General features: G+C 43.1%; 23 protein-coding genes and 1 pseudogene. 11 read left to right on the forward strand and 13 right to left on the reverse strand.

The genetic code is table 11. The features are described from left to right. Together HWQ58_RS33620 and HWQ58_RS33625 are read right to left on the reverse strand one after the other, a co-directional pair. On the reverse strand, positions 1–1,986 hold a 1,986-nt coding region (locus tag HWQ58_RS33620; RefSeq protein WP_292872504.1), incomplete at its 3' end, for a tetratricopeptide repeat protein. A 123-nt stretch (positions 1,987–2,109) separates the two neighbouring features. Next, a complete protein-coding gene (locus HWQ58_RS33625) occupies positions 2,110–2,499 on the reverse strand; it encodes a hypothetical protein (RefSeq protein WP_292872462.1) in 390 nt (129 codons plus the stop codon). Positions 2,500–2,713: 214 nt separating this feature from the next. Here HWQ58_RS33625 and HWQ58_RS33630 point away from each other — a divergent pair, with 214 nt between their 5' ends. From HWQ58_RS33630 to HWQ58_RS33640, 3 genes are all read left to right on the forward strand, one after another. Beyond that, positions 2,714–2,911, forward strand: a complete 198-nt coding sequence (locus HWQ58_RS33630; RefSeq protein WP_292872464.1) for a hypothetical protein — start codon at positions 2,714–2,716, stop codon at positions 2,909–2,911. Positions 2,912–2,913: 2 nt separating this feature from the next. Continuing rightward, positions 2,914–3,186 carry a type II toxin-antitoxin system RelE/ParE family toxin gene (locus HWQ58_RS33635; RefSeq protein ID WP_292872466.1) on the forward strand — a complete coding sequence of 91 codons (273 nt, stop codon included), beginning with the start codon at positions 2,914–2,916 and terminating at the stop codon, positions 3,184–3,186. A gap of 205 nt (positions 3,187–3,391) precedes the next feature. Then, positions 3,392–4,084, forward strand: a complete 693-nt coding sequence (locus tag HWQ58_RS33640) for a PD-(D/E)XK nuclease family protein (RefSeq protein ID WP_292872468.1) — start codon at positions 3,392–3,394, stop codon at positions 4,082–4,084. Positions 4,085–4,163: 79 nt separating this feature from the next. Here HWQ58_RS33640 and HWQ58_RS33645 read toward each other — a convergent pair whose 3' ends face one another. From HWQ58_RS33645 to HWQ58_RS33670, 6 genes are all read right to left on the reverse strand, one after another. Further along, positions 4,164–4,616 (reverse strand): type II toxin-antitoxin system VapC family toxin, encoded by a 453-nt coding sequence (locus HWQ58_RS33645; RefSeq protein ID WP_292872470.1) that lies wholly within the window; start codon positions 4,614–4,616, stop codon positions 4,164–4,166. After that, complete coding sequence (locus HWQ58_RS33650; protein WP_292872472.1) at positions 4,597–4,839, reverse strand: hypothetical protein; 243 nt, start codon at positions 4,837–4,839, stop codon at positions 4,597–4,599. The genes HWQ58_RS33645 and HWQ58_RS33650 overlap by 20 nt, the downstream gene beginning before the upstream one ends. Before the next feature lie 15 nt (positions 4,840–4,854). Next, positions 4,855–6,069 carry a DUF790 family protein gene (locus tag HWQ58_RS33655; protein WP_292872474.1) on the reverse strand — a complete coding sequence of 405 codons (1,215 nt, stop codon included), beginning with the start codon at positions 6,067–6,069 and terminating at the stop codon, positions 4,855–4,857. Then, positions 5,999–7,579, reverse strand: coding sequence for a DEAD/DEAH box helicase family protein (locus tag HWQ58_RS33660; RefSeq protein ID WP_292872506.1), 1,581 nt, complete (start codon positions 7,577–7,579; stop codon positions 5,999–6,001). Before HWQ58_RS33660 ends, HWQ58_RS33655 begins: the two co-directional genes overlap by 71 nt. A 122-nt stretch (positions 7,580–7,701) precedes the next feature. Further along, entirely contained in the window at positions 7,702–7,866 is a 165-nt protein-coding gene (locus tag HWQ58_RS33665) for a hypothetical protein (protein WP_292872476.1), read from the reverse strand. A gap of 622 nt (positions 7,867–8,488) precedes the next feature. Then, on the reverse strand, positions 8,489–9,565 hold the full coding sequence (locus tag HWQ58_RS33670) for an ABC transporter ATP-binding protein (protein ID WP_292872478.1): 1,077 nt from the start codon (positions 9,563–9,565) through the stop codon (positions 8,489–8,491). 827 nt (positions 9,566–10,392) lie between these two features. On the opposite strand from HWQ58_RS33670, the gene HWQ58_RS33675 reads away from it, so the two are divergent. Then, positions 10,393–10,563: a hypothetical protein gene (locus tag HWQ58_RS33675; RefSeq protein ID WP_292872480.1), complete on the forward strand. Its 171-nt coding sequence runs from the start codon at positions 10,393–10,395 to the stop codon at positions 10,561–10,563. Between the two features lie 72 nt (positions 10,564–10,635). After that, positions 10,636–10,800: a hypothetical protein gene (locus HWQ58_RS33680; RefSeq protein WP_292872482.1), complete on the forward strand. Its 165-nt coding sequence runs from the start codon at positions 10,636–10,638 to the stop codon at positions 10,798–10,800. Positions 10,801–10,931: 131 nt separating this feature from the next. On the opposite strand, the gene HWQ58_RS33685 is transcribed toward HWQ58_RS33680, so the two are convergent. The 4 genes from HWQ58_RS33685 to HWQ58_RS33700 all read right to left on the reverse strand — a co-directional run bounded on the left by HWQ58_RS33685 (position 10,932) and on the right by HWQ58_RS33700 (position 16,329). Then, complete coding sequence (locus HWQ58_RS33685) at positions 10,932–11,189, reverse strand: hypothetical protein (protein WP_292872484.1); 258 nt, start codon at positions 11,187–11,189, stop codon at positions 10,932–10,934. Positions 11,190–11,565: 376 nt separating this feature from the next. Continuing rightward, positions 11,566–14,169 (reverse strand): TonB-dependent siderophore receptor, encoded by a 2,604-nt coding sequence (locus HWQ58_RS33690; RefSeq protein ID WP_292872486.1) that lies wholly within the window; start codon positions 14,167–14,169, stop codon positions 11,566–11,568. A 127-nt stretch (positions 14,170–14,296) separates the two neighbouring features. Continuing rightward, positions 14,297–15,262, reverse strand: a complete 966-nt coding sequence (locus tag HWQ58_RS33695; RefSeq protein ID WP_292872488.1) for an AraC family transcriptional regulator — start codon at positions 15,260–15,262, stop codon at positions 14,297–14,299. 782 nt (positions 15,263–16,044) lie between these two features. Continuing rightward, positions 16,045–16,329: a hypothetical protein gene (locus HWQ58_RS33700; RefSeq protein WP_292872508.1), complete on the reverse strand. Its 285-nt coding sequence runs from the start codon at positions 16,327–16,329 to the stop codon at positions 16,045–16,047. Between HWQ58_RS33700 and HWQ58_RS33705 the strand changes: the two genes are divergently transcribed. Then, positions 16,300–17,042, forward strand: a protein-coding gene (locus tag HWQ58_RS33705) for an IS1 family transposase (RefSeq protein WP_292872490.1) whose coding sequence is annotated in 2 segments (ribosomal slippage) — positions 16,300–16,672 and positions 16,672–17,042 — 744 coding nt in all. Because the reading frame shifts where the segments join, the coding sequence is not laid out codon by codon here. The genes HWQ58_RS33700 and HWQ58_RS33705 overlap by 30 nt on opposite strands. Before the next feature lie 141 nt (positions 17,043–17,183). Here HWQ58_RS33705 and HWQ58_RS33710 read toward each other — a convergent pair. Continuing rightward, positions 17,184–17,420, reverse strand: a pseudogene (locus tag HWQ58_RS33710) (hypothetical protein); the annotation flags it as partial. Positions 17,421–17,525: 105 nt separating this feature from the next. Between HWQ58_RS33710 and HWQ58_RS33715 the strand changes: the two are divergent. The 5 genes from HWQ58_RS33715 (at position 17,526) to HWQ58_RS33735 (ending at position 21,328) form a co-directional block, all read left to right on the forward strand. After that, on the forward strand, positions 17,526–18,461 hold the full coding sequence (locus HWQ58_RS33715; protein ID WP_292872492.1) for an AraC family transcriptional regulator: 936 nt from the start codon (positions 17,526–17,528) through the stop codon (positions 18,459–18,461). Positions 18,462–18,572: 111 nt separating this feature from the next. Next, positions 18,573–19,844 carry a TonB-dependent receptor plug domain-containing protein gene (locus HWQ58_RS33720; RefSeq protein ID WP_292872494.1) on the forward strand — a complete coding sequence of 424 codons (1,272 nt, stop codon included), beginning with the start codon at positions 18,573–18,575 and terminating at the stop codon, positions 19,842–19,844. A 148-nt stretch (positions 19,845–19,992) separates the two neighbouring features. Then, positions 19,993–20,274 carry a hypothetical protein gene (locus tag HWQ58_RS33725; protein WP_292872496.1) on the forward strand — a complete coding sequence of 94 codons (282 nt, stop codon included), beginning with the start codon at positions 19,993–19,995 and terminating at the stop codon, positions 20,272–20,274. 69 nt (positions 20,275–20,343) lie between these two features. Then, on the forward strand, positions 20,344–20,931 hold the full coding sequence (locus HWQ58_RS33730) for a TonB-dependent receptor (RefSeq protein ID WP_292872498.1): 588 nt from the start codon (positions 20,344–20,346) through the stop codon (positions 20,929–20,931). Next, entirely contained in the window at positions 20,915–21,328 is a 414-nt protein-coding gene (locus tag HWQ58_RS33735) for a TonB-dependent receptor (RefSeq protein WP_292872500.1), read from the forward strand. Before HWQ58_RS33730 ends, HWQ58_RS33735 begins: the two co-directional genes overlap by 17 nt. Positions 21,329–21,384 lie beyond the last annotated feature (56 nt).

Raw genomic sequence — 21,384 nt, forward strand, 5'->3', positions numbered from 1 at the left:
GACAGATGGATGTTCATCTCCGAGCAGCTTGCGGCTGAGTGCTAAAGCTTGGATGTAAAGGGGTTCGGCTTCGCTGTATCTGCCTTGGGATTCGTAGAGTGACGCAAGGCTGTTGAGGCTAGAGGCGACAGATGGATGTTCATCTCCCAGCAGCTTGCGGCAGAGTGCTAAAGCTTGGATGTAAAGGGGTTCGGCTTCGCTATATCTGCCTTGGGATTTGTAGAGTAGAGCTAGGCTGTTGAGGCTAAAGGCGACAGATGGATGTTCATCTCCCAGCAGCTTGCGGCTGAGTGCTAAAGCTTGGATGTAAAGGGGTTCGGCTTCGCTGTATCTGCCTTGGGATTCGTAGAGTCCCGCTAGGCTGTTGAGGCTAGTAGCGACAGATGGATGTTCATCTCCGAGCAGCTTGCGGCTGAGTGCTAAAGCTTGGATGTAAAGGGGTTCGGCTTCGCTGTATCTGCCTTGGGATTCGTAGAGTCCCGCTAGGCTGTTGAGGCTAGTAGCGACAGATGGATGTTCATCTCCGAGCAGCTTGCGGCTGAGTGCTAAAGCTTGGATGTAAAGGGGTTCGGCTTCGCTGTATCTGCCTTGGGATTCGTAGAGTCCCGCTAGGCTGTTGAGGCTAGTAGCGACAGATGGATGTTCATCTCCGAGCAGCTTGCGGCTGAGTGCTAAAGCTTGGATGCAAAGGGGTTCGGCTTCGCTGTATTTGCCTTGGGATTTGTAGAGTCCCGCTAGGTTGTTGAGGCTAGTGGCGACAGATGGATGTTCTTCTCCCAAGCGTTTTTTAGTGATTTCTAGACATTGTTCATACCAGGGTAAAGCTTGGTTATATAAACCTTGAGCATCATAAAATCTAGCGTTACCGATGAAAGGCCAAAATAAATCATCATCGCTGACGTATTGAATGAGATGATTCGCTACTTCAGCTATATGAGGAATGGTGGGAGAAACGGCGGTGATTTTCTCAAGAGTGGATGATTGAGGAATATCTTGGGCAACTGCTACCATTACCCAACAAAGCGATCGCTTTAATTCCTCTGCCTGTTCTAAACCTGTAAGCTTATATTGGAAAAACTCTCTCAGCAGTGGATGTAGTTGATAAATTCCCTCACCTTTGCGCTGGAGTAAATGCAGATTCAGCAAGCGATCGTCTCTAATTTCCTCTAAATCTTCCTCATCTTCCTCTAGTAAACACTGTTCCACCAACTTCCAAGATATAGGTGCGGCGGCAAATAAACTCAGCAAACAGCCAAGCTGCTTATCGCTGTCTTTTAATTCCTGCCAACTCAACTCAAAGGCTGCTAACACACCTCGTTGTGCTGTCATATCGGCTTCTGGTTTCACAAGGGCGCGTTGTTCGAGCCGCTTTTTCTCTAACCGCCGCAACATTTCTGTTAGAGATAAGTCTTGTTTCCGCGCCAAATATCGCCCGACTAATTCCAAACCCAAAGGCAAATATCCCAACCACTTACACAACTGATTTGCAACAGCCAATTCTTGCTCAATTCGCTGTGGTGTTTCTTTAAAAAATGACTTTAATAACTCCAGCGCTGCTTTTGGTTGCAATACATCTAAAGATAATTCCTTTATAGATGCTCCTAAGTGTTGGCGCGTGGTAATCAACACTTTAAATCGGGAAGATGACGAAGGTAAATAAGGCTTAACCTGCTGATATTCCCCAACATCGTCTAACACTAGCAGCACATCGCCCTCACGCCAATGCTGAAAGCAATATTGCACTTGCGCGAGTAATTTTTGGTTAGGATCTTCTGTTAAATTATCTGGTGGGTTTAAGTCAAGCTGCGTTCTGGCAAACTGCACAATTTGAATGCCCACATCTCCAGCCTTTGCCAGCAACCAGCAAATTCCACCTTTGTAAATTTCACGGTGAGCCTTTGCATATTGTAAGGCCAGTTCTGTTTTACCCAGTCCACCCATGCCAGCGATCGCAGCAATTACCACCTGATTATTTTCCTGCAACATCTCATGCAGGTTTTGCAATTCAGCTTCACGTCCAACAAACTTTAGTACCCCACTCAGGGGTAAATTTTGCGGTGTTTCAGTAGAGGGATTTGACTTTACCCGTTCCCGTTCGGGCGACTGTAGTCAGAAATTAAACGTTTGATTGCGGTTGTCATTAGAAACGTTCCCAACATTGCCGCCATAATTTTTATCAACTGTGTTCGTAAAATTCTGGATGATAGAGGGTTGAGATTTAACAGTATCTGCCACATCCTTAACAGCTTGAGCAATTTCAGGGTCTTTTTGTGCAGCTTGTTCTACCTGCTCAACCAGAAAAGCTTGACCATAATCTAAAGGTTGTGTTTGAGCTAGTTCGATAGCTGTCGCTGTGGTAGGTGCTTTACGCTTGAGCAATGATAATAAGTTCCCACCTTGCTCTAAAGCTTTTTCTCCCAGGATTTCGCCAGTTTTTTCAAAAGCTTTCGTAATCACTAAGGTAGCGATCGCGGCTGCTGTCAGGGTTACAGGCTCCATATTTTACCCATGAATTACGAAATAACACTGTGAGATATTTTACTTTAGTGCATCTCATCTGAGAAGAGATAATACAAAATTATTAAGATTTATCTTGAAAGGCGGGTTCTATCGCGTTTTTCTCTTGAGTAAAATCTCACAAATACATTTACTAAAGCCATACTATATCTATTAACGCTAAAGTCATAGTAGGAGTACTAAAATCACAACCCAAATGCAAGCTGAGAAATACCCTTTTGCTCAAGAATTGATTACTGATATGGAAGGTAATATCCGCAAAGTAGTCATAGATTTTGATGACTATCTACGCTTGCTAGAAGCTATTGAGAATGAAGGACTTCTCTTAGCAATGAAAGCAGTAGAACATGAAACACCTCTGAATATTGATGAAGCATTAGCACAACTAGAATAAGAGTGATTACCCAATATCTACCCAGCTTTATCAAGGATCTCAAAGCTCTGAAAAGTACACCTTACTATGAGACTATTAGAACCCTTGCTTTTGAAGAAGTACCACAAATATTAACTTTTGAAGAAATTACTAACCTCAAAAAACTTCAAGGTGATGAAAATGCTTATCGCATCCGCGTCGGTGATTATCGTATTGGACTTATTTTTGATGGAGAAACAGTCCTATTTCAGCGAGTACTACACCGGAAAGATATTTATCGTTATTTTCCTAAATAAAACCATTTTCAATAATTTAGCGAATAGAATTCGCGCTCATACAAACATAGACGCTTTGTGGCTTCCCGCAGGGTAGTCTACCTACGCAAACTAATAAAAATTAAAGTTTTAAAACCTGCAAAAGCAAGTTTTGCCTGTGTGGAAGATGAACTTAAATTTATAATCGCCACTTTCTTAATTACGAATTACGAACTACGAATTAATAATGCAATTTAATACCCAACTGCTACCACGCATTAATGCCACATCCAAGAGAGAAAATGGTAAACAATATTATGTAGATGCCAAGGGAAATCGCTTTCCCAGCGTGACTACAATACTTAATGCCACCAAATCACAAGCAGACCGAGACAGATTATTAAACTGGAAAGCGCGTGTTGGTACAGAAGAAGCTACCCGCATTACTACATCTGCTAGTCGTCGGGGAACCCAAACACACAAGCAAATTGAGCGTTACCTCCTTGGTCAAAATCCTGTTTGTCCCGAAGCGAGTCGCCCTTATTGGGAGAGTATCAAGCCAGTTTTAGAACAAATCGACACAGTTAGACTAGTAGAAGGCTCAGTTTTTCATCATGATTTGAGCTATTCTGGCAAAGTTGATTGTATTGCCAGCTATCAAGGTATTCCCTGTATTTGCGAATGGAAAACAGCAGACAAACCCAAAGGCTCAATTGAGCATTTATATGAACATCCACTACAACTTACGGCATACATAGGAGCAGCTAACGAGTATTATCAAGATTACGGCATTCAGCTAAACCACGCTCTCTTGGTAATAGCGATTCCAGAAATGCCAGCTGAGGTATTTTGGTTTGAATCAGCAGTCATCAAAGATTATTGGGAGCAGTGGGAAAAAAGAGTCGCCCAGTTTTGGGAACGCAGAAGTGTTTGGGATTAGTCTGTGAAATTGCACAATTACCAAAAGACTGCATTTCATAACGTGAAGTAAATTTTCACGAGTAGTAACAACAAGCAATCTAACCTTGTAATGGCAAGACAGTAATTAACCTAGAAAATCTTGCAAAATCACTTATGTTGTGAGTGAGTAACTGAGAAATACCATAAACTAGCATGGTGGCGACAATATTTGTATCATGAACTTGCTTACCACCGCTAAAAATTTCCTCCATGAGTGTCAGTAACCTTTCTGTCACCTGAGAATTATCTTCAGCCACCCGAAAGCGGTTATAGAAATAGCGGAGATCCTGAATTACTATTGCAATGGGTAGTGAGTTGGCAAATTGTTGCGCACGGGTAAGCATAGCCAAATATTCCCGCAACACTTGTCGGCTAATCCATAACTCAACCCCTGTATCATAAAAACCTTGGATAGTCTCCATAGCAGCTTGGTGAAATGGAGACTGAATCTGACTAGCGTACACCAGGATATTTGTGTCTAGAAAAACAGGATCACCGCCCCCAATCACCATACATATCCTCACGTCTTAAAGAAAGATTTTCAGGCCAAGGATCATAATTATGTACAGGAAAGTTTAGAGGAGGACGCTTTTCTTTCCTCTCTGCTTCTTCAGTCAAAGGCTTTTCATCAATTACTATTACCACCTGATGCTCACCCTCTGGAATATCCAATGGTAACTGCGCTGTAATTTTACCATCTTTGGTAACTGTGGCAATTGTTTCTATACTTTTCATCTTATTTCTCCTTAATCAATCCATTACAGCTAACACAGCTTTCGGCAATAACTTATCTTTAAACCAAACAATTCTGGCGGGGACATCATTTAATTTTACTCCCGCTTTTTCTAAATTAAGTCGCTCAGAAATTGCCAAAATTAAGTCGTCACGTCCAGCACGCCGCACCTGAGAAAACTTCTTTTGTAAATATTCTGGTCGCCAATAACCGACAATTTCTAATAAGAAAGTGCGGCCATCAGAATGCACCAAGCGGAAATCGGGAATCATCACACTACCGGGAATTGGTATCAAATCAACTTCTCGCTCTAACGCCCAGCCACTTTTTAACGCATCCCACTTATCAGCAAAGGATGCTTCTAGCATACTATCGTAGGGCTTCCCTGGTGGATAATGGGATACCAAACCACATTCGGAATTGAGGGTGAAACGTCCAGTTTTCCAAGTATTGGTATAAGCGTCGCGGGTTTGGAGAATGGAAGAAAGACTCCATTTAGTAACGTGAAGTAAAGCCGGAATCAGTTTAGCGATCGCTAACCCATATCGCGTACTAGGATTAAACAAACTTGTCGGCCCATCTATCGTAATTGTAAACCCGTGGTCAGCATCGCCCTCAATATAAGCCATCAATTGAAACAACTTCAAATAGCGAAATAACAGCTTATATTCACCCGGAACATTCCGGTGAGCATTTAATACAAGTTGACTGGCTTTATAAAATACACCCTGCACTTGAGATAAGTTATATCGATTTAATAAATCTGGCGCTGTTGGTGCATCAAAAACAGTCAAAATTTTATTTTCCGATAAATCAGCATATAGTCCATTCCGAACCTGTTCCGATAAAACTTCCCGTTCAAGTTCTTGAGTTAACTCATCAGCAATTTTACTCAAAGTAACTTGTGTTGATTCCCGACTAGAAACAGACTTTGCAGCCAACGAAAACACCCGTTCTCTTAACATTTGTGGTTCCAGAGGACTAATCACCTCAAAAGTGCAAAAACTGCTTTTGAGAATATAAGCTAATCCCCGCTTCAGACGATAATCTGTTGAATCTCCTTCAAAATCAGTCAGCTGTCGCTCAAGTACACCTTGAGTCTTCCCCACTGCTGATTGAAAATAATTAATTAACTCAATCGCCAACTCCGAAGTTTTCTGATCAATCTTCAGTCTCTTCGGAATTATCTCCTCCCCGTTTTGGCGATGCATCAGTAACTCTGTCGGTAACATCTGAATTTTGGATTTTAGATTTTGAACTTCCGGTTGAATAATTAATTTCTAACTGTTCCGCAGCCTTCAAACTCCTTTCCTTCCCACTCCCATACACAACATGCAAATTCCCTTTCCTCTCTTTTTCTCCCCCTGCTCCCCCTGCTCCCCCTCTTCGCCTAGCCGAAGTCCCCTCCTCACTCGTATCCTCCGCCACCACCTCATACAAAATCGCCTGCTTATTCTCAATATTCCCCTTCCGTAAAACCCTACCCAAACGCTGAATATACTCCCTAGCCGAACCCGTTCCTGATAAAATAATTGCCACAGAAGCCGCAGGCACATCAACACCTTCATTCAACACATGAGAAGCAACCAAAGTATTATATTTACCCTCTCGAAACTTTGTTAATATCTCATGCCGTTCTTTCACAGGAGTTTGATGAGTAATTGCCGGAATTAGCAACTCTTGAGAAATGCGGTAAACCGTCGCATTATCCGCAGTAAAAATCAAAATTCTTGCTGGATAATGTTCTGCTAATAAATTAACCAGAATTCGCAACTTCCCATCAGTACCCAAAGCGATATCTTTCGCTTCCCGGTGCGCTAACATAGCTCTACGTCCAGATTGCGATCTAGCACTCATTTGCACGAACATTTGCCAACCTTGAAGACTCCCCAAAGAAATCCGAGATTGCTTTAAAAAGTCGTTGCGGGTTTGAATTAACTGGTTGTATCTTTCCCGCTCAAGTTGCGATAACTTTACCTTAATTTGGACAATTTCATGTTCTGCTAACGCCTTCCCCGCCAAATCCTCGGCGCGTTTGCGATATACTTCTTGCCCAATGAGGATATTTAAGTCAGCATGTTTACCATCGGTGCGTTCCGGTGTCGCGGAGAGTCCAAGACGATAAGGTGCGATCGCATATTCAGCAATCACCCGATTAAAATCTGTCGGTAAATGATGACATTCATCAAAAACAATCAAAGCATATTGATTGCCTAACGTTTCGGCGTGAATTGCTGCACTATCATAAGTTGCAACTAGAATAGCTGTTCTATCCCGCGAACCACCTCCCAGCAATCCCACCTCAGCATCAGGGAAAGCCGCCACCAAGTGTGCATACCACTGATGCATTAAATCTAAAGTTGGCACAACAATCAGCGTCGTGCGCGGCGTTGACTGCATCGCCATTTGCGCTAAATAAGTCTTTCCCGCCGCCGTGGGAAGCACAACGACCCCTTGTCTACCCGCCAGTTTCCAAGCTGCTAGCGCCTCAGTCTGGTGGGGATAGGGTTCCATTTCCAGACTGGGAACCAAATCTATAGGATAAAATTGCTTTGCCTCATCGATAAAATTAACATCTTCCGCTTGTAGTGCTTCCACTAGCGATCGGTATCTAATTGCTGGGATGCGGAATTTTTCAACTCTATCATCCCACGTAGCATAGTCCATCCAACCTTTGCCGCGTGGTGGTGGATGCAAAATTAATGTGCCACGATCAAAATTTAATGTAGGGGTACGAGCCATGATTATTGGGTATTGGGCATTGGGCATTGGGGAGCCAGTGCGTTGGGCGGGCAATGCCCGACTTGTACTCCTACGGAGAAGCAAGCTACGCGTAGCGTCTTTGACAGGAGAAGCAACTGGCGTCATTGGGCATTGGGGAGCCAGCGCCGTGGTGAGGCAGTCCGGTTTTCTCCCAAGGGGAGACGCCAAGGGCGATAGCGCAGCGTTAGCGAGTCATCGAGCGTCTGGGGGTTTCCCCCATGAGGAACTGCCGAAAGGGTTTCCCGACTTGAGGCGACTGGCGTCATTGGTAATTATTTCCATTCGCCATGCCCCATGCGTTAGTCTATTGATTACTAATAACGCAAAAAGTGCATGATTCATCTAACTAATTCCGACAAAACCCAACTAGATGCGCTCATTAGTCACGGAATGTCCCATCGGCAAACCAACATTAACAATTCAAAATTCACGCATTCAAAATTCAAACATTTTAGAGATTTTCAGACGGGGATTTAAACCTCGACTGAAAATGATTTGGAGGCGGAGTGGCTCCGACTCCGCGCTACCTGTAGAGGTAGGGGTCTTAAACCCTTTGATTTCCGATAACTTTGCCGAATCCTACAAATAACAGCGACAGAGCTTTTTGCTAAAATTTTATTAAATATACTAATTATTCTAGATTCCTTATAAATTCTAACTCCTGACTCTGGGTGCTGAATCCTTACAATTACGACAAAAAGTTGGGCTATTAATTAGGAAAAATACTTCTTTGAAGAAGAATTCAGAAGTCAGAATCAATCAGTGGGGAATTCAGACCCCCCACCGAATTGTTGCACCACTAAATCTTCTCTTTCAGAGACGCTCTTGCGAACGATAAGCGTGGGGGTGCAAAAACGCCCTTGATTCATCCACTTTTTCGTTCAAAATTCATTCTAAATTCTGGCTTTTGACTCCTGAATTCTGTTTTGATAAATAATCCAAAAATTTAATCATTTCATACAATGAATGATGAGTGTACACAGTCTTGCTATTTGTGATTCGCCATAAAACTTGTTCGTAGTTTGATATAACTTCCACTGAGATTTGTGTTTGCGTAGCGTCTTCTAGAGTGGAAGACCTTGCACTTTGAGTAACTAAAAATCCTACTCTTTCTAAAGCACGAATAGTCCATGTTACTGCAATACCCTCACCTATCAAATGAATTTCTCCTTTGTGAGGTATGTGGATATGAAATTCCCCGGAAGCAATATCAAACTTTACGCCTTCACTACAGAAAGTATCAGCAAATGCACCACTCAACACTAAATCTTCCGGTGCGCCAACGTGTAAAATTCCATTAGTTGATAACAGCCAAACTTTATCAGCTAGACGCAAAGCTAAATCTAAATCGTGAGTAGAAAGGAGAATTGCTTGATTAGTTTCCCGTGCTAACTGGCGTAACAACTGCATAATTTCCACCCGTCGCGGTAAATCTAGAAATGCTGTTGGCTCATCAAGTAACATAACAATAGGTGACTGAGCCAAAGCACGCGCAATCATAATTTTTTGCCGTTCACCGTCACTTAATTCGCTAACTTGGCATTGTGCTAAGTGTACTGCTCCCACAGACTTGATTGCCCAATGTACTATTGCTTCATCATCGTTAGTCAAATTTCCCCACCAGTCAGTGTAAGGATATCGTCCCAAGGTCACCAAGCTGTAAGCTGATAGCATTCCTACATCAACTTTCTCAGTAAGTACCAAACTCAGACGTTTGGCTAATTCTTGTGGTTGTAAATGATAGATGTTTTCGCCTAAGAGTTGTACTTCACCCGCGATTGGTGGTTGCATTCCGGCGAGCGATCGCAGTAATGTAGATTTACCCGCACCATTGGGCCCGAGTAAACAAACCAGTTCCCCCGCTAAGAGAGACACAGAAATATCCGACGCAATACTCCGAACAGTTTTCCGGGATGTCTTGTAACCAATAGTCAAGTTGTGAGTTGTCAGAATTGAGTTATTCATTATCAGAATAATAATTCATAGCGAATTAACCTTGTAAATACTCTGCATACATTCATTTGTGAAAAGTAAGGTCGGATACGATTTGTCAAGAAGCAATAGTACTTAAAATATTGCTAAAAATCGAGGTCGGAAACACAATTTTTGAGCAGACGATGCTTACAACGCGCTACGCCTCAACCAGGCGGAATCTGCTACTGCAACATTTCAGTTCGGCGAGATAGAGGTTTTTCTACCCCAAAAGTTGGGCGATGCCTACGACTGGCTACGCCTACGCATTTATCCCTCTTTTATCACTTTGGGATAACCCAATCACTGAAAGCCTTTCAGGGCTTAAATCTCCAGGTTTTGGCTAGAAATTTCAGTTTCTATTAGAAAATAAAGGCTCAAAGCTTGACTCAATCAAAGTTTCAGAATCTTGCTTCGATTATTGTTTTCCGAGAGTGACAAAACAGGGTTATATCAAGTTCGGGTGATTACTTTTAATATAAATCTATCAATATAGGTTGGGGAGCCACTGCGTTGTCCGGGAACACCTGAAAAGTTCGCGCAGCGTCTCCCAAGGGGAGAAGCAAGTGGCGTTTGAACTTAAGTGTTACCCAACGTGAACAAGGATAAAATGTTGGGTTACCCTTCGGGATCTTGCTACGTTCCTCAACCCAACCTACATATATTATAAGTATTTAACCGGACACGATATTACTCCCGGTTTTCATGTTTAACCTAAAGCGCTCAAATTTATTTTTTTCTAAAGTTGGCAAGCCACTTACTTGAGAAGTATTATCTATAAATGCTAGTTTAAATCTAAAGCTAGCAGTATAAGGACAGCAGTGGTACACATCATTTCCAAAGCAGAGTACGAAGAACAATGGCAAGCAAATGCCCAGTATTTAGATCCTGATGATAATGCTGATGTCACCAAAATTTGTCCAGAGGATTTTGGTAAAGGATATGAAAGAGTTATTCAGTTGCGTGGGATAGAAATACTCATAATTAACTAAAGACTTGACCAAGATTTAGATATTTTTTATCCATCTCGCAAAATCAAAGAATTCCTAGAATTTGGCTTTAATATGTCAGGTCAACGTAGTGGTGTTCCGAGTGGCACGAATTTTTTAGAGTTTGTTCCACCAGGATGGAAGGATGAAGAAGATATATCTGAAATGAAATCTGGCGATCGCATCGTTAAAATAGATATTGCTTTCAATCCTGCCAATTTTTTACAGAATTATGTATAAGTCTTTAGCCGGACATGATATGAGGCATTGCTGGAGTTTGAGACGATTGCAGACTTGCAAGCTTGGTTAAGAGTGCTGGAATAGCGCGATCGCTTCAATAATTGTATGATTCTAAAATTATAGGGTTGGTATTAACACAAATTTTTACCAACTTGATTCCAGTTATGGCAGAATACATTCATAATCGCGATCGCAAATACACAGCTACCAGGCACGTTTGACCAAGATCCAGCATCCACAATATCAAGCAACAGCCTCTTTTTTAGGCTGACTACTGGACGCTTGCGCTCGCTTCGACGAACGCCCCCTGCCATTTTTTTTATGTAAATTCTTGGTGGTTGCCCAAATTCAATCAACGACTGTCCAAATTCAATATAGGAACTTAGCAAATTTGCTTTTATTTAACACGAAAGCGATGTCTACGACGGGCTACGCCTACGCAAGAATTGAACCAGTACAGAGCGATACCTACGGTAAGCTTCTCTTCTCTACGAGAGGCTGCGCCAACGAGACGCTCCGCGTAGCTTGCTTCTCCGTAGGAGTACGCTAACGCTAATGCCAACGCGCCTGTAAAAATTGGTGAAGCACTATTAGATTTTCAGGGAATGGCTGATTTACTCTCAAGGCTAGAAGCACTTGGGGGTTAGTGATGAGCCGCAGCAAGGCATAGATCCCCGACTTTTTTAAAAAGTTGGGGATCTGAACACCAAGGTCAAACCTGCATTGGGACAAATTGTTTAGCCAATAACTAACAAAGCCAGCAAGTTAAAACTCCCAACTAACAGAGCCAGTAATGCTCAGTGGGGTTCCTCGATTAATAAAGAGTATGCCACTGCTGACAGAACTAACATAGTCGATGTCAAAGAGGTTACGCACATTGATTGCTGCATTGAACCCATTCCGACGGTAGAAAAGTGCTGCATCAGTTCGCAGATAATCATCTACTTGAAATGAATTTGCCAGATCGCCTTGACGCTCACCAACATAAAATAGCCCTAAGCCAAATCCAAGCCCTTGCAAAGCTCCTTTCTGTAGGGTGTAAGTACTCCAGAGACTCGCTTGGTGTTGTGGTATGCCTTGGAAGCGATTACCAACTGTGCTGGGTATGGAACTATCTTCAGTGACTTCCGTACCTGTGAGGGCATAGGAAGCAACAATGTTCCAACCGCGTAAAATTTCACCCGTGACATCTAACTCAATCCCGCGACTCCGTTGTTCCCCAACTTGTACCTGGAAACCCTGTTGCGCCAAGATCGGATCGGGATCGGGAGTTGGCACATTCGTTTTTGTGAGATTATAAGCAGCCAGATTAGCTGAAAGTTTACCATCCAAAAAATCTGCTCTGACCCCAACTTCGTATTGAGTTCCCCTAGTTGGCTTAAACGGTTCATTATTTAGATTAGGCCCGCTTGATGGATTGAAGGATTGGCTATAGCTGGTATAGAGTGAAACATTCCGACTGGGCTGATACACTAGTCCAATTCGAGGACTAAAGGCTCCGTCATTTTGAATTATCCAATCATAGCGACCACCAATCAGCATTTTAAAATTATCGCTGAAGGCAATTTGATCTTGAAGGTAAACTCCGTAGGATTGGCTAATGGTAGGAGAGCTGAACGGACCAGAGGGGATTTCTGGCAGTAAGACATCATGATTTGGATTGAAAATATCTAGAGGGGGCAGGTCAAATGAATTACCATAAAACGCAAGATATGACACTTGACGAGCAAAATCAAAGCCAGCTACAAGCTGATGCGAAATTGATCCAGTTTTAAACTTTCCCACCAAATCAATGAGTCCAGCGTATGTATTTTCTGGCGAATCAAATGAATAGGCATAGTAATCTGTAAGGAAACGATCGTTCAGTAAATTTCCATACCCAATTTGTTTCGTTAGACCTGTAGAAAAAGTTGCCGAAAAATTTTGCCGAAGCTGCCAACTATCGTTAAACCTGTGATTTAGGGTATAACCAACTCTCTGATCTTTACTAGTTGCTGATGAAAAGTAGTCAGTATAAACATTACTTGGGATGAAACTACCATCGCCTAGAAGAGGCTCAAACGTATAATTTTCATCATGTCTGTTGTACTCATAGTAAACATTTATATCTGTGCGATCGCCGAGTCTAAATGTAATTGAGGGTGCAATCGAGATGACCTGCTCATTGATCGGAGTGTCATCTTTAAAGTCCCCTCCACGTTGATAGGTAGCAATTAAGCGATAGAGTACACTTTTGTCCGCAGTCAATGGTCCTGATAAATCAATGCTGGGTTGATAAAACCCATAACTGCCTGCTTCAAATCCTATTTTATAGTAAGGTTCAGCCAAAGGTTGCCGAGTCACATAATTAACAATCCCGCCCGGTTCTAATGCTCCAAACAAAACTGAGGCGGGACCTTTGAGTACCTCTACCCGCTCAACCGTTCCAATTGAGGTAAAACCTTGATTGCGTAAACCATTTCGGAGACTAACGCCTGAACCAAATCCTCGGATATAAACTTGAGTCCCAAGTTCGGTAGGTCTAGTGTCGAAGTCAACCACGCCACTGACAGTCTCTAATGCCTCAACCTCCCTTCGTACACCACGATCTTCCAGCACCTGTCGCGGCACCACCTGAATCGATTGGGGAATATCTCGTAGTGGCGTATCGGTTTTGGTGGCTGTTGATGCATCTGGTACGTTATACCCATCTTGCTCACCCGTCACCACCAACTCAATCGGCTCACCCTCCTGCGCTGCTGGTTTCTCTTGCGGTGTCTCCGGCTGCGGTGATGGCTGCATCGCCGTTGCAGCAGTTGTTATACCAAAAACCAACCCTGCATCATCATCAAATAACTCAACCGTAGGCAAAGCCTTTTCACCTACTACCGTCACCCGCACAGTATTTGGATCAATATTCGTAACTGTTACCTGGGTAATTCCCGCAATGAGCTTTTCCGAACGGAATGTGAAAGCATCGCCCGATGGTAAACGCAATTGCCCGCCAGAAACATCTGCAATAAAATTATTATCTGTGCTGCGATTTGTGACTTGCAGTTGAGTTCCAGCAGGTGTTTCTAAAATTATCTCCACACCTTTGTCGGTGGGATTAGCTTTCACGGACGTTATTGGTATAACATTCCCTTGTGAAGTGGGGTTAGTCGGTGTGGGCGACTGCACTAGTAAATGTTGAGCGCTGGTGAGGGGAATTTCTAGCTCGCTCAATTGCCGGATTTTTCGATTCCCGCCATCCTGCTGCATAAGTGAGGCTTTTTGAGTATTATTCTCAGCTTTTACCTCTGCCCAAGCAGGTTGAATTACTAAAGTGCCGATCATCCCCACTAAACTTGCTGTCAGCCATATATAGATATTGGACTGCCGACTTTTCATCCCACTCCTCACACAGTTTTGATTACAAGGCTTATTGCCGATATTTATTAATTGCAATGAAGCTTAGTGTAGAGTGGCATTTGCGATCGTGTCTATTGCAAAACGGCATTTCCACTGCAAAACGGCATTAGACTCCAAAAATATTCTTTTTCCCTAACAAACATTCTTTGGGTGTAATCCCGAATTTTCTTTTGAAAACAGTAGTAAAGCTTGCTGGCTGGGAATAACCAATCAAATTGGCAACTTCGGTAATACTCAACTTACCCTCCCGCAAAAGTTGCTCTGCTTGTTTCATCCGTTGCTCGGTGAGATAACCAAACACTGTTGTATTAAATAATTCTCGAAACCCATAACGCAAAGTCCGCTCGCTCACCCCCACTATTTGCGCCAATTCTAGTAACGATGGTGGATTATCTAAACGGCAGAGTAAAATGTCCTTGGCATGATAAATTCGGGTGATAGTTTCAGGCTTTAGTCGTAGCGAGCTTTGCACTCCACCTTGATCCACCAGCATCGGAGTTAACTGCAACCTAATCAGTTCCAGTACTCTTACCTGCAAAAACATCAGCTTGGTGATTCCTTGATAGGGACAATAGATGATTTGTTGCACCACAGAGTTGACAGCACTAGTCTTTTTGGGCTGTAGTATTATCTGCCAATCATTACCCTTCGCCAGTATGCTGAATTGGGAAGGAATTTCACCGCCTGTCGGGAAAAAGGTTGCCAATAGCTCAGGTGGCATTTCAATATTAACGCCCACACTCCGTGATTTTGGAGTCATTGACATCCATGAGCGTTGAACGCCAGCACCAGAGATCAGTGTATCGTCTGCATTATTTCCTAAAAGCTCGACACCAAATTGCAGAGGATGATTCGATTCAGGAACTTTCATCGATATATCATCGTGATGTTCACACTCCCCAATTGAAAGGTGGAGTTGGCGATAGACTTCGATACTTCGTTCATAGCCTTTACCCAGTTGCCTGGGTACTTGAGAATATGATTCAAATGGCTCTGATGGATTTTGCTGGCTATTTTTGGCAGCTTCTGCCCACCATTCATCCCATTCTGATATAGTCGGGGTAATGGTCATAGTTGGCGACTAGTTGATGGTAAAGTTAATGCTAATTAATAGCAATAATTTTACCGCGATTTATCCCCGATTATTAACAACAGCACAATATGCTAGTACCGCAAGGCGAAAGTCACGCATTCAAAAGTCACGCATTCAAAAGTATTATGGAATGGGCTTTTTAGGGATTTAAAATGGTTGCTCTATTTACGCCGTGACGTGCTAGGGAGTTGAAAGGTATTGTCTGACAGTAAATTGGTTTAGCTATTTCGCTGTAAGCCTCCCACTGTACTCGGTACTCCGAGCGCCCTTCCAGGGCGGGGCTTCTCTTCTCTACAAGAGGCTGCGCCAACGAGACGCTCCGCGAACGTACCCATGCTCCGCAACGCTTGTCGCAGAGTGTTGGGCTTGCTCAAGAACTGCTTATTGCCCCCTTCCCCTCTGCCTCTTCGGTGAGGCATTGCTGGAGTTTGAAGCGATTGCCCAAGGGGCAACGGCAAAGCCGAACGCAGACTTGCAAGCTTGGTTGAGAGTGCTGGAATAGCGCGATCACTTTAATAAGGGACTTCCAAATAAAAAAATAATCAATCGTTTAGGTAAGCTGTTCTTGAGCAGGGGGAGCAGGGGAGGCAGGGGGAGAAGAAATTGGATACTGGTGTTGGATGCAGGAATTGAGTAATTTAATTCTTGGATGTCTCTAATTGTATGATTCTAAAATTACAGGGTTGGTATTACAGCAGTTTTCATGTATTTGAACCACATCTGTTGTAGGGGCGGCCTTGCGCCCCTACCGCGTGGTCTATTTACCTGAAAATAGCTGTAACGCAAATTTTATCAACTTGATTCCAGTTATGGCAGAATACATTCATAATCGCGATCGCAAATACACAGCTACCAGGCACGTTTGACAAAGATCCAGCATCCACAATATCAAGCAACAGCCTCTTTTTTAGGCTGACGCACTGGACGCTTGCGTTCGCTTCGACGAACGCCCCCTGCCATTTTTTTATGTAAATTCGGCGTTGCATAATGGAGTATGAATTAGTGGGTACTTGAATATGAATTGTCCAAGTTGTGATTCCAGGCATATCCGTAATAACGGGAGAAAAAGTGGTAAACAGAATTACATATGTGTTAGCTGTAGTCGCCAGTTTATTGATAACTACGAACCTTCAAGAACTTACAGTAATCAGATAAAGGAAGAATGCTTAAAAATGTATCTCAATGGTATGGGTTTCAGGGGCATTGAACGTGTCAAGGGGGTTCATCATACTACTATCATCACCTGGGTCAAACAACTGGGTCAAACGATGGTAGATGCACCAAGCCCAGACGTGCATGAAAAAGAACTGTCAGGCGATGTCTACGACGGGCTACGCCTACGCAATAATCCATTAGTTGGAGAGCTGGATGAACTAGAAACCAATGTTTGCTCAAAAAAAATAAAATCTGGCTGTGGACAGCAGTAAACCACTTTAGTCAAAAAATTCTCGGTTGGGTCTTGGGTGACCATAGCGCAGAAACATTTAAGCCTTTGTGGGAATTTGTCGCCTCCTGGCAATGCTACTTCTACGTTACAGATGGATGGAAAGTTTACCCTCAGTTTATTGATTCGGGAGACCATATTGTGAGCAAAACATATATGACCAGAGTCGAGGGTGAAAACACAAGGCTGAGACATTATTTGGCACGATTAGATCGCAAAACACTGTGTTATTCTAAGTCAGTAGAAATGCTTAAATATTCTATCCGATTGTTACTTTACTATTTAAAGTACCGTTCTATTCTTGTGTCTGCTTAATTCATACCGCAATCAGCAACGCCGTAAATTCTTGGTGGTTGCCCGAATTCAATCAACGACTGTCCGAATTCAATATAGGAACTTAGCAAACTTGCATTTTATTCAACACGAAAGCGATCGCGCCTTTGCTTGCCGTCCTCATTGTTCTCCTCGTTGTTCCCCTTCTCTTAGAATTTCTTGATAAATTACTGACTCGCGCATCATACCCTCCCGAAACAATTGTCAAATCAAGTCCTTTTTGTATTTTAACCCCGCTAAGATTTGGGTGTAAGCAGAAATTTCTGGTCGTTGTCTTGGCTGAAGTTGATTCACTCGTTCCACAACTTGTTGCAACAAGGCTTGGGGTTGGGTGGTTGCTGCTAGTGGTGCTAAGGGTAAATATCCAATTTTCCCTAATGACTGTAAAATTATTGCTAATTAATTGCATTAAAACTATTAGTCGCAGACTATGACAGCGCTGGAAGAAGGAGGTAGAAGTAGCAAATGAACAACCTGCAAAACCCAGAGCTTAATGAATTTATTTACCAAATACCTAGTTGGGAGGGTAAAGGATATGTGCGAGAGATTGAAGTGCATCCCGATCTCTGGCTTTTAAATTATGACGTAGAACATTACAACGACATTCTCGAAAAAGTCCCTGAATCCGCTCATCCCGTACAATTTCAAGTTCTCCTTTCAGGCAAATGTTTAAACGGGTACGGAGGACAGGTTGGAGAAGGATACACAATGATCTCTGGTAGCGGCGTGCAACGAGCAATGTTAGCGACGATTCCGAAATGCCGATACACGAGTGTTGACAACCTGATGGAGCCTGATGTACTGAGAACCTTTTTCCCCGCAGAGGATGGAGACATTTCTCCCCAGTTGCAGTTTCTTACAAAAGGTAATGATTGGCAAACATTACTTTACCTGAAAACTACAACAGCTATCCAAGGAGTAGCACAGCAAATCGTCAACTGTCCATACAAAGGAATGACGAAACGAATGTATTTGCAGGCAAAGATCCAAGAATTAATGACGCTGCAACTAGCTCCCATTATGGCAGAGCAAGATGGACTGCAACCATACTCACAACTAAAGGCTCAAAACATTGCCCGTATTCATTATGCCAAGGATATTTTGCTTTCCCGTCTAAAGAATCCGCCATCGCTGATAGAATTGACGCAACTTGTGGGGGTGAGTGAAAGTACCCTTCAACGCGGATTTCGTCAACTTTTTGGCACAACAGTATTTTGTTATCTAACTGATAAACGTATGGAGAGAGCAGAACAGTTACTGCGAAGTGGTAGCCTGAGTGTTGCCGAAGTTGCAAATTTATTGGGTTACGCTCACTTCGGACACTTTTGTGCTGCCTTTAAGCGCAGGTTTGGGATTACACCAAGTGAATGTTTTTTTGGCAAAAAGCTTGTTTCGGGATAGTAAGCCTGTTTCAGGATAGACTCAAGGGCGATCGCTCCTCTACACTAAGCCTCATTGCAATTAATAATTATACGCAATAAATCTTTTAATCAAAACTGTGTGGGGAGCGGTATGAAAAGTTGGCAGTCCAATATCTATCTTATGCTTGCAGCAAGTTTGGTAGAAATTATCAGCATCTTGGTAATTCAACCTGCTTGGGCAGAGGCGAAACTTGAGAATCGAGATAAATTGTTACAAAAAGGTATTGATAATTTACATCAACAAATAGATACCTCTAACCTGGGCGATCGCCTAAACAAGCTACGGTGTACACAAAAGTCGGAAGTAGTTCAAGAATCTGGGTTTTACCCCACCCTAACCCTGCCCGAAGATCGGGGAGGGAACCATATTTCCGGTTTCCCCCCAATACATCGGGGGATTAAGGGGGGTAATTCGACTTGTGTGCACACAGTGGCTCAACAAGCAAATGCTGTACCAATTACGTCCGTTAAAGCAAATGCCACCGACAAAGGTGTGGAGGTGATTTTAGAGACCCCTCAAGGTACTCAACTACAAGTTACAAATCGCAGCACGGGCAATAATTTTATTGTAGATGTATCTGGTGGACAGTTGCGTTTACAATCAGGCGATGCTTTCACATTTCGTTCCGAGAAGCCCCTTGCGGGAATTACTGAAATAACAGTAACAAATATTGACGCAAATACTGTTCGAGTGACGGTGGTAGGTGAGAAAGCTTTGCCCGCAGTTGAGTTATTTGATGATAATGCCGGGCTGGTGTTTGCGGTAGCATCACAGGCAACGGCACAGCAGCCACCCCAAACACCACAAACCGAAGAACAGCCAGCACCTCGTACACCGCAAGAAGAACCAGCACCACAGCAGGATGAACCGATTGAGTTGGTGGTGACGGGAGAGCAAGATGGATATCGCGTACAGAATTCCAGCACTGCAACCAGAACCGACACACCCTTGCGCGATATTCCAGCATCGATTCAGGTCGTGCCGCAACAGTTGCTGGAAGACCGCAACGTCAGAAGTGTGTCTGAAGCAATACAAACGGTCAGTGGTGTTTTGGAGGGTGGAAGATACAACTTTACTCCCAACGGGCAGTTTTTTCTGAGAGGATTTACACAGGGAGGAAATTTCCGAAATGGCTTTCGAGATGCTGAGAACTACAGCGGTCTAACAGGCATTGCCACGATTGAACAAGTGGAAGTTCTCAAAGGACCTGCTTCGATTCTGTTTAGAGCCGTAGAACCAGGTGGGATCATCAATGTTGTCACCAAACAACCTTTGAGTGAACCTTATTACAAGCTTGGATTTGATGTGGGAAGTTATGGATATTATCTAGCCCAGTATCGATTTCTCCGGTCCATTAAATAGCGATAAAACCGTACTTTATCGCTTTATCGCCAGCTATGAAGGTGCAAACAGTTATCAAGATTTTGTCCACACAAACTTCACCGAAATCACACCCTCAATCGCCTTGAAACTTGGAGATCGGACAGACCTGACTTTGTACTATGAGTACATGAGATATATTGCAGATCCAGTTTCGACGTATAATTGGGCATTCAGCGATGGTAGCTTCTTACCTCGGAGTCTGTATATCGGCTATCCTGAGTTCAACTATGTTGATCTGACGACTCAAAGGTTGGGGTATACGCTAACTCACAAGTTTAACGATAACTGGCAAATTCGTAATAATCTTTCTGTATTGTGGACTGAGACTTTTGAAACATATACTTTTCCAGTCAATTTAGTAGATGATCGTTTCATGGAGATGGATGGGTCAGAGCGTGAATTTACGTAAGACACATACTATGGAAATATCGACTTACTTGGTAAGTTTAAGACAGGATCAATTTCGCATCAACTTTTGGTGGGCTTTGACTTAACTCGCGGTGTTGGTTATATACGAATAGATGAAGGAGAAAAAGGATTCGGACTTCCCACTCTAGATATTACCAACCCAAACTACAATATTCCAGACCCTGTAATTAATAGAAGTCCCCTCAGCTTTGGAAGTAATCAATCTTACAGTGCTTATCTTCAGGATCAAATCGACATTTTAGAGAACCTAAAGCTATTAGTTGGCGGGCGCTTCGATTGGGCTTCACAGAATGGTGGTTCTGAAGAACTCAATGAGAGTGCGTTCAGTCCCCGAATTGGGTTAGTATATCAACTCAGTAAAGAAGTTTCTCTCTACACCAGCTACAGTCAATCTTTTGTCCCTGACTTTGGAGCAAACCCTGATGGCAAACAGTTCAAGCCGACCAGAGGCACCCAATATGAAGCAGGTATTAAAGCTGACTTTTTAGACGGAAAGCTTTCAGCATCGCTTGCAGGCTATCAAATCACCAAGTCGAATGTGCTAAACCCCGATCCCGATAGAGAGAGCTTTGCTTGGTTATCAGATTCAGGTCGGAGAGCAACGCAGTCGAGGGATCGAGTTGGATATTGGGGGTAAGATTTTGCCAGGGCTGAAAGTGATTGCTTCTTATGCTTACACTAACGCAGTAGTTACAGAGGATAATACCGTTCCTGTAGGCGATCGATTTGCAAATGTGCCAGAGCATCAAGCTGCCCTCTGGACTACTTATGAGATCCAAAATGGTGGTTTGAAAGGTTTAGGATTTGGTCTGGGGCTGTTTTATATGGGAAAGCGGCCAGCAGAATTGCCTAACTCGTCGTTTGAAATACCTGGTTACTTTCGGACTGATGCAGCACTTTACTACCGTATAGGTGGTTTGAACGCTGCAATTAATATCAGTAATCTTTTTGATACGGACTATAGCTATGGAACAACATATGTTGTCAGAAGTGAACCTTTAAGGATAACTGGCTCCATTAGTTGGGAGTTTTAACCTAGCGTGGCAAAACTTACTAGAGAAGAGTGGAAATCCTGTAATCTTAACCTTGT

This window comes from Nostoc sp. LPT (assembly GCF_017115165.1).
In the GTDB taxonomy this organism is placed as follows: Bacteria; Cyanobacteriota; Cyanobacteriia; order Cyanobacteriales; family Nostocaceae; genus Nostoc.

Coding starts and splice junctions, on each gene's coding strand:
- HWQ58_RS33625 (WP_292872462.1), bottom strand. CDS start 2,499: ATGGAGCCTGTAACCCTGACAGCAGCCGCGATCGCTACCTTAGTGATT.
- HWQ58_RS33630 (WP_292872464.1), top strand. CDS start 2,714: ATGCAAGCTGAGAAATACCCTTTTGCTCAAGAATTGATTACTGATATG.
- HWQ58_RS33640 (WP_292872468.1), top strand. CDS start 3,392: ATGCAATTTAATACCCAACTGCTACCACGCATTAATGCCACATCCAAG.
- HWQ58_RS33645 (WP_292872470.1), bottom strand. CDS start 4,616: ATGGTGATTGGGGGCGGTGATCCTGTTTTTCTAGACACAAATATCCTG.
- HWQ58_RS33650 (WP_292872472.1), bottom strand. CDS start 4,839: ATGAAAAGTATAGAAACAATTGCCACAGTTACCAAAGATGGTAAAATT.
- HWQ58_RS33655 (WP_292872474.1), bottom strand. CDS start 6,069: ATGTTACCGACAGAGTTACTGATGCATCGCCAAAACGGGGAGGAGATA.
- HWQ58_RS33660 (WP_292872506.1), bottom strand. CDS start 7,579: ATGGCTCGTACCCCTACATTAAATTTTGATCGTGGCACATTAATTTTG.
- HWQ58_RS33665 (WP_292872476.1), bottom strand. CDS start 7,866: ATGACGCCAGTCGCCTCAAGTCGGGAAACCCTTTCGGCAGTTCCTCAT.
- HWQ58_RS33670 (WP_292872478.1), bottom strand. CDS start 9,565: ATGAATAACTCAATTCTGACAACTCACAACTTGACTATTGGTTACAAG.
- HWQ58_RS33680 (WP_292872482.1), top strand. CDS start 10,636: ATGTCAGGTCAACGTAGTGGTGTTCCGAGTGGCACGAATTTTTTAGAG.
- HWQ58_RS33690 (WP_292872486.1), bottom strand. CDS start 14,169: ATGAAAAGTCGGCAGTCCAATATCTATATATGGCTGACAGCAAGTTTA.
- HWQ58_RS33695 (WP_292872488.1), bottom strand. CDS start 15,262: ATGACCATTACCCCGACTATATCAGAATGGGATGAATGGTGGGCAGAA.
- HWQ58_RS33700 (WP_292872508.1), bottom strand. CDS start 16,329: ATGCCTGGAATCACAACTTGGACAATTCATATTCAAGTACCCACTAAT.
- HWQ58_RS33715 (WP_292872492.1), top strand. CDS start 17,526: ATGAACAACCTGCAAAACCCAGAGCTTAATGAATTTATTTACCAAATA.
- HWQ58_RS33720 (WP_292872494.1), top strand. CDS start 18,573: ATGAAAAGTTGGCAGTCCAATATCTATCTTATGCTTGCAGCAAGTTTG.
- HWQ58_RS33725 (WP_292872496.1), top strand. CDS start 19,993: ATGAGATATATTGCAGATCCAGTTTCGACGTATAATTGGGCATTCAGC.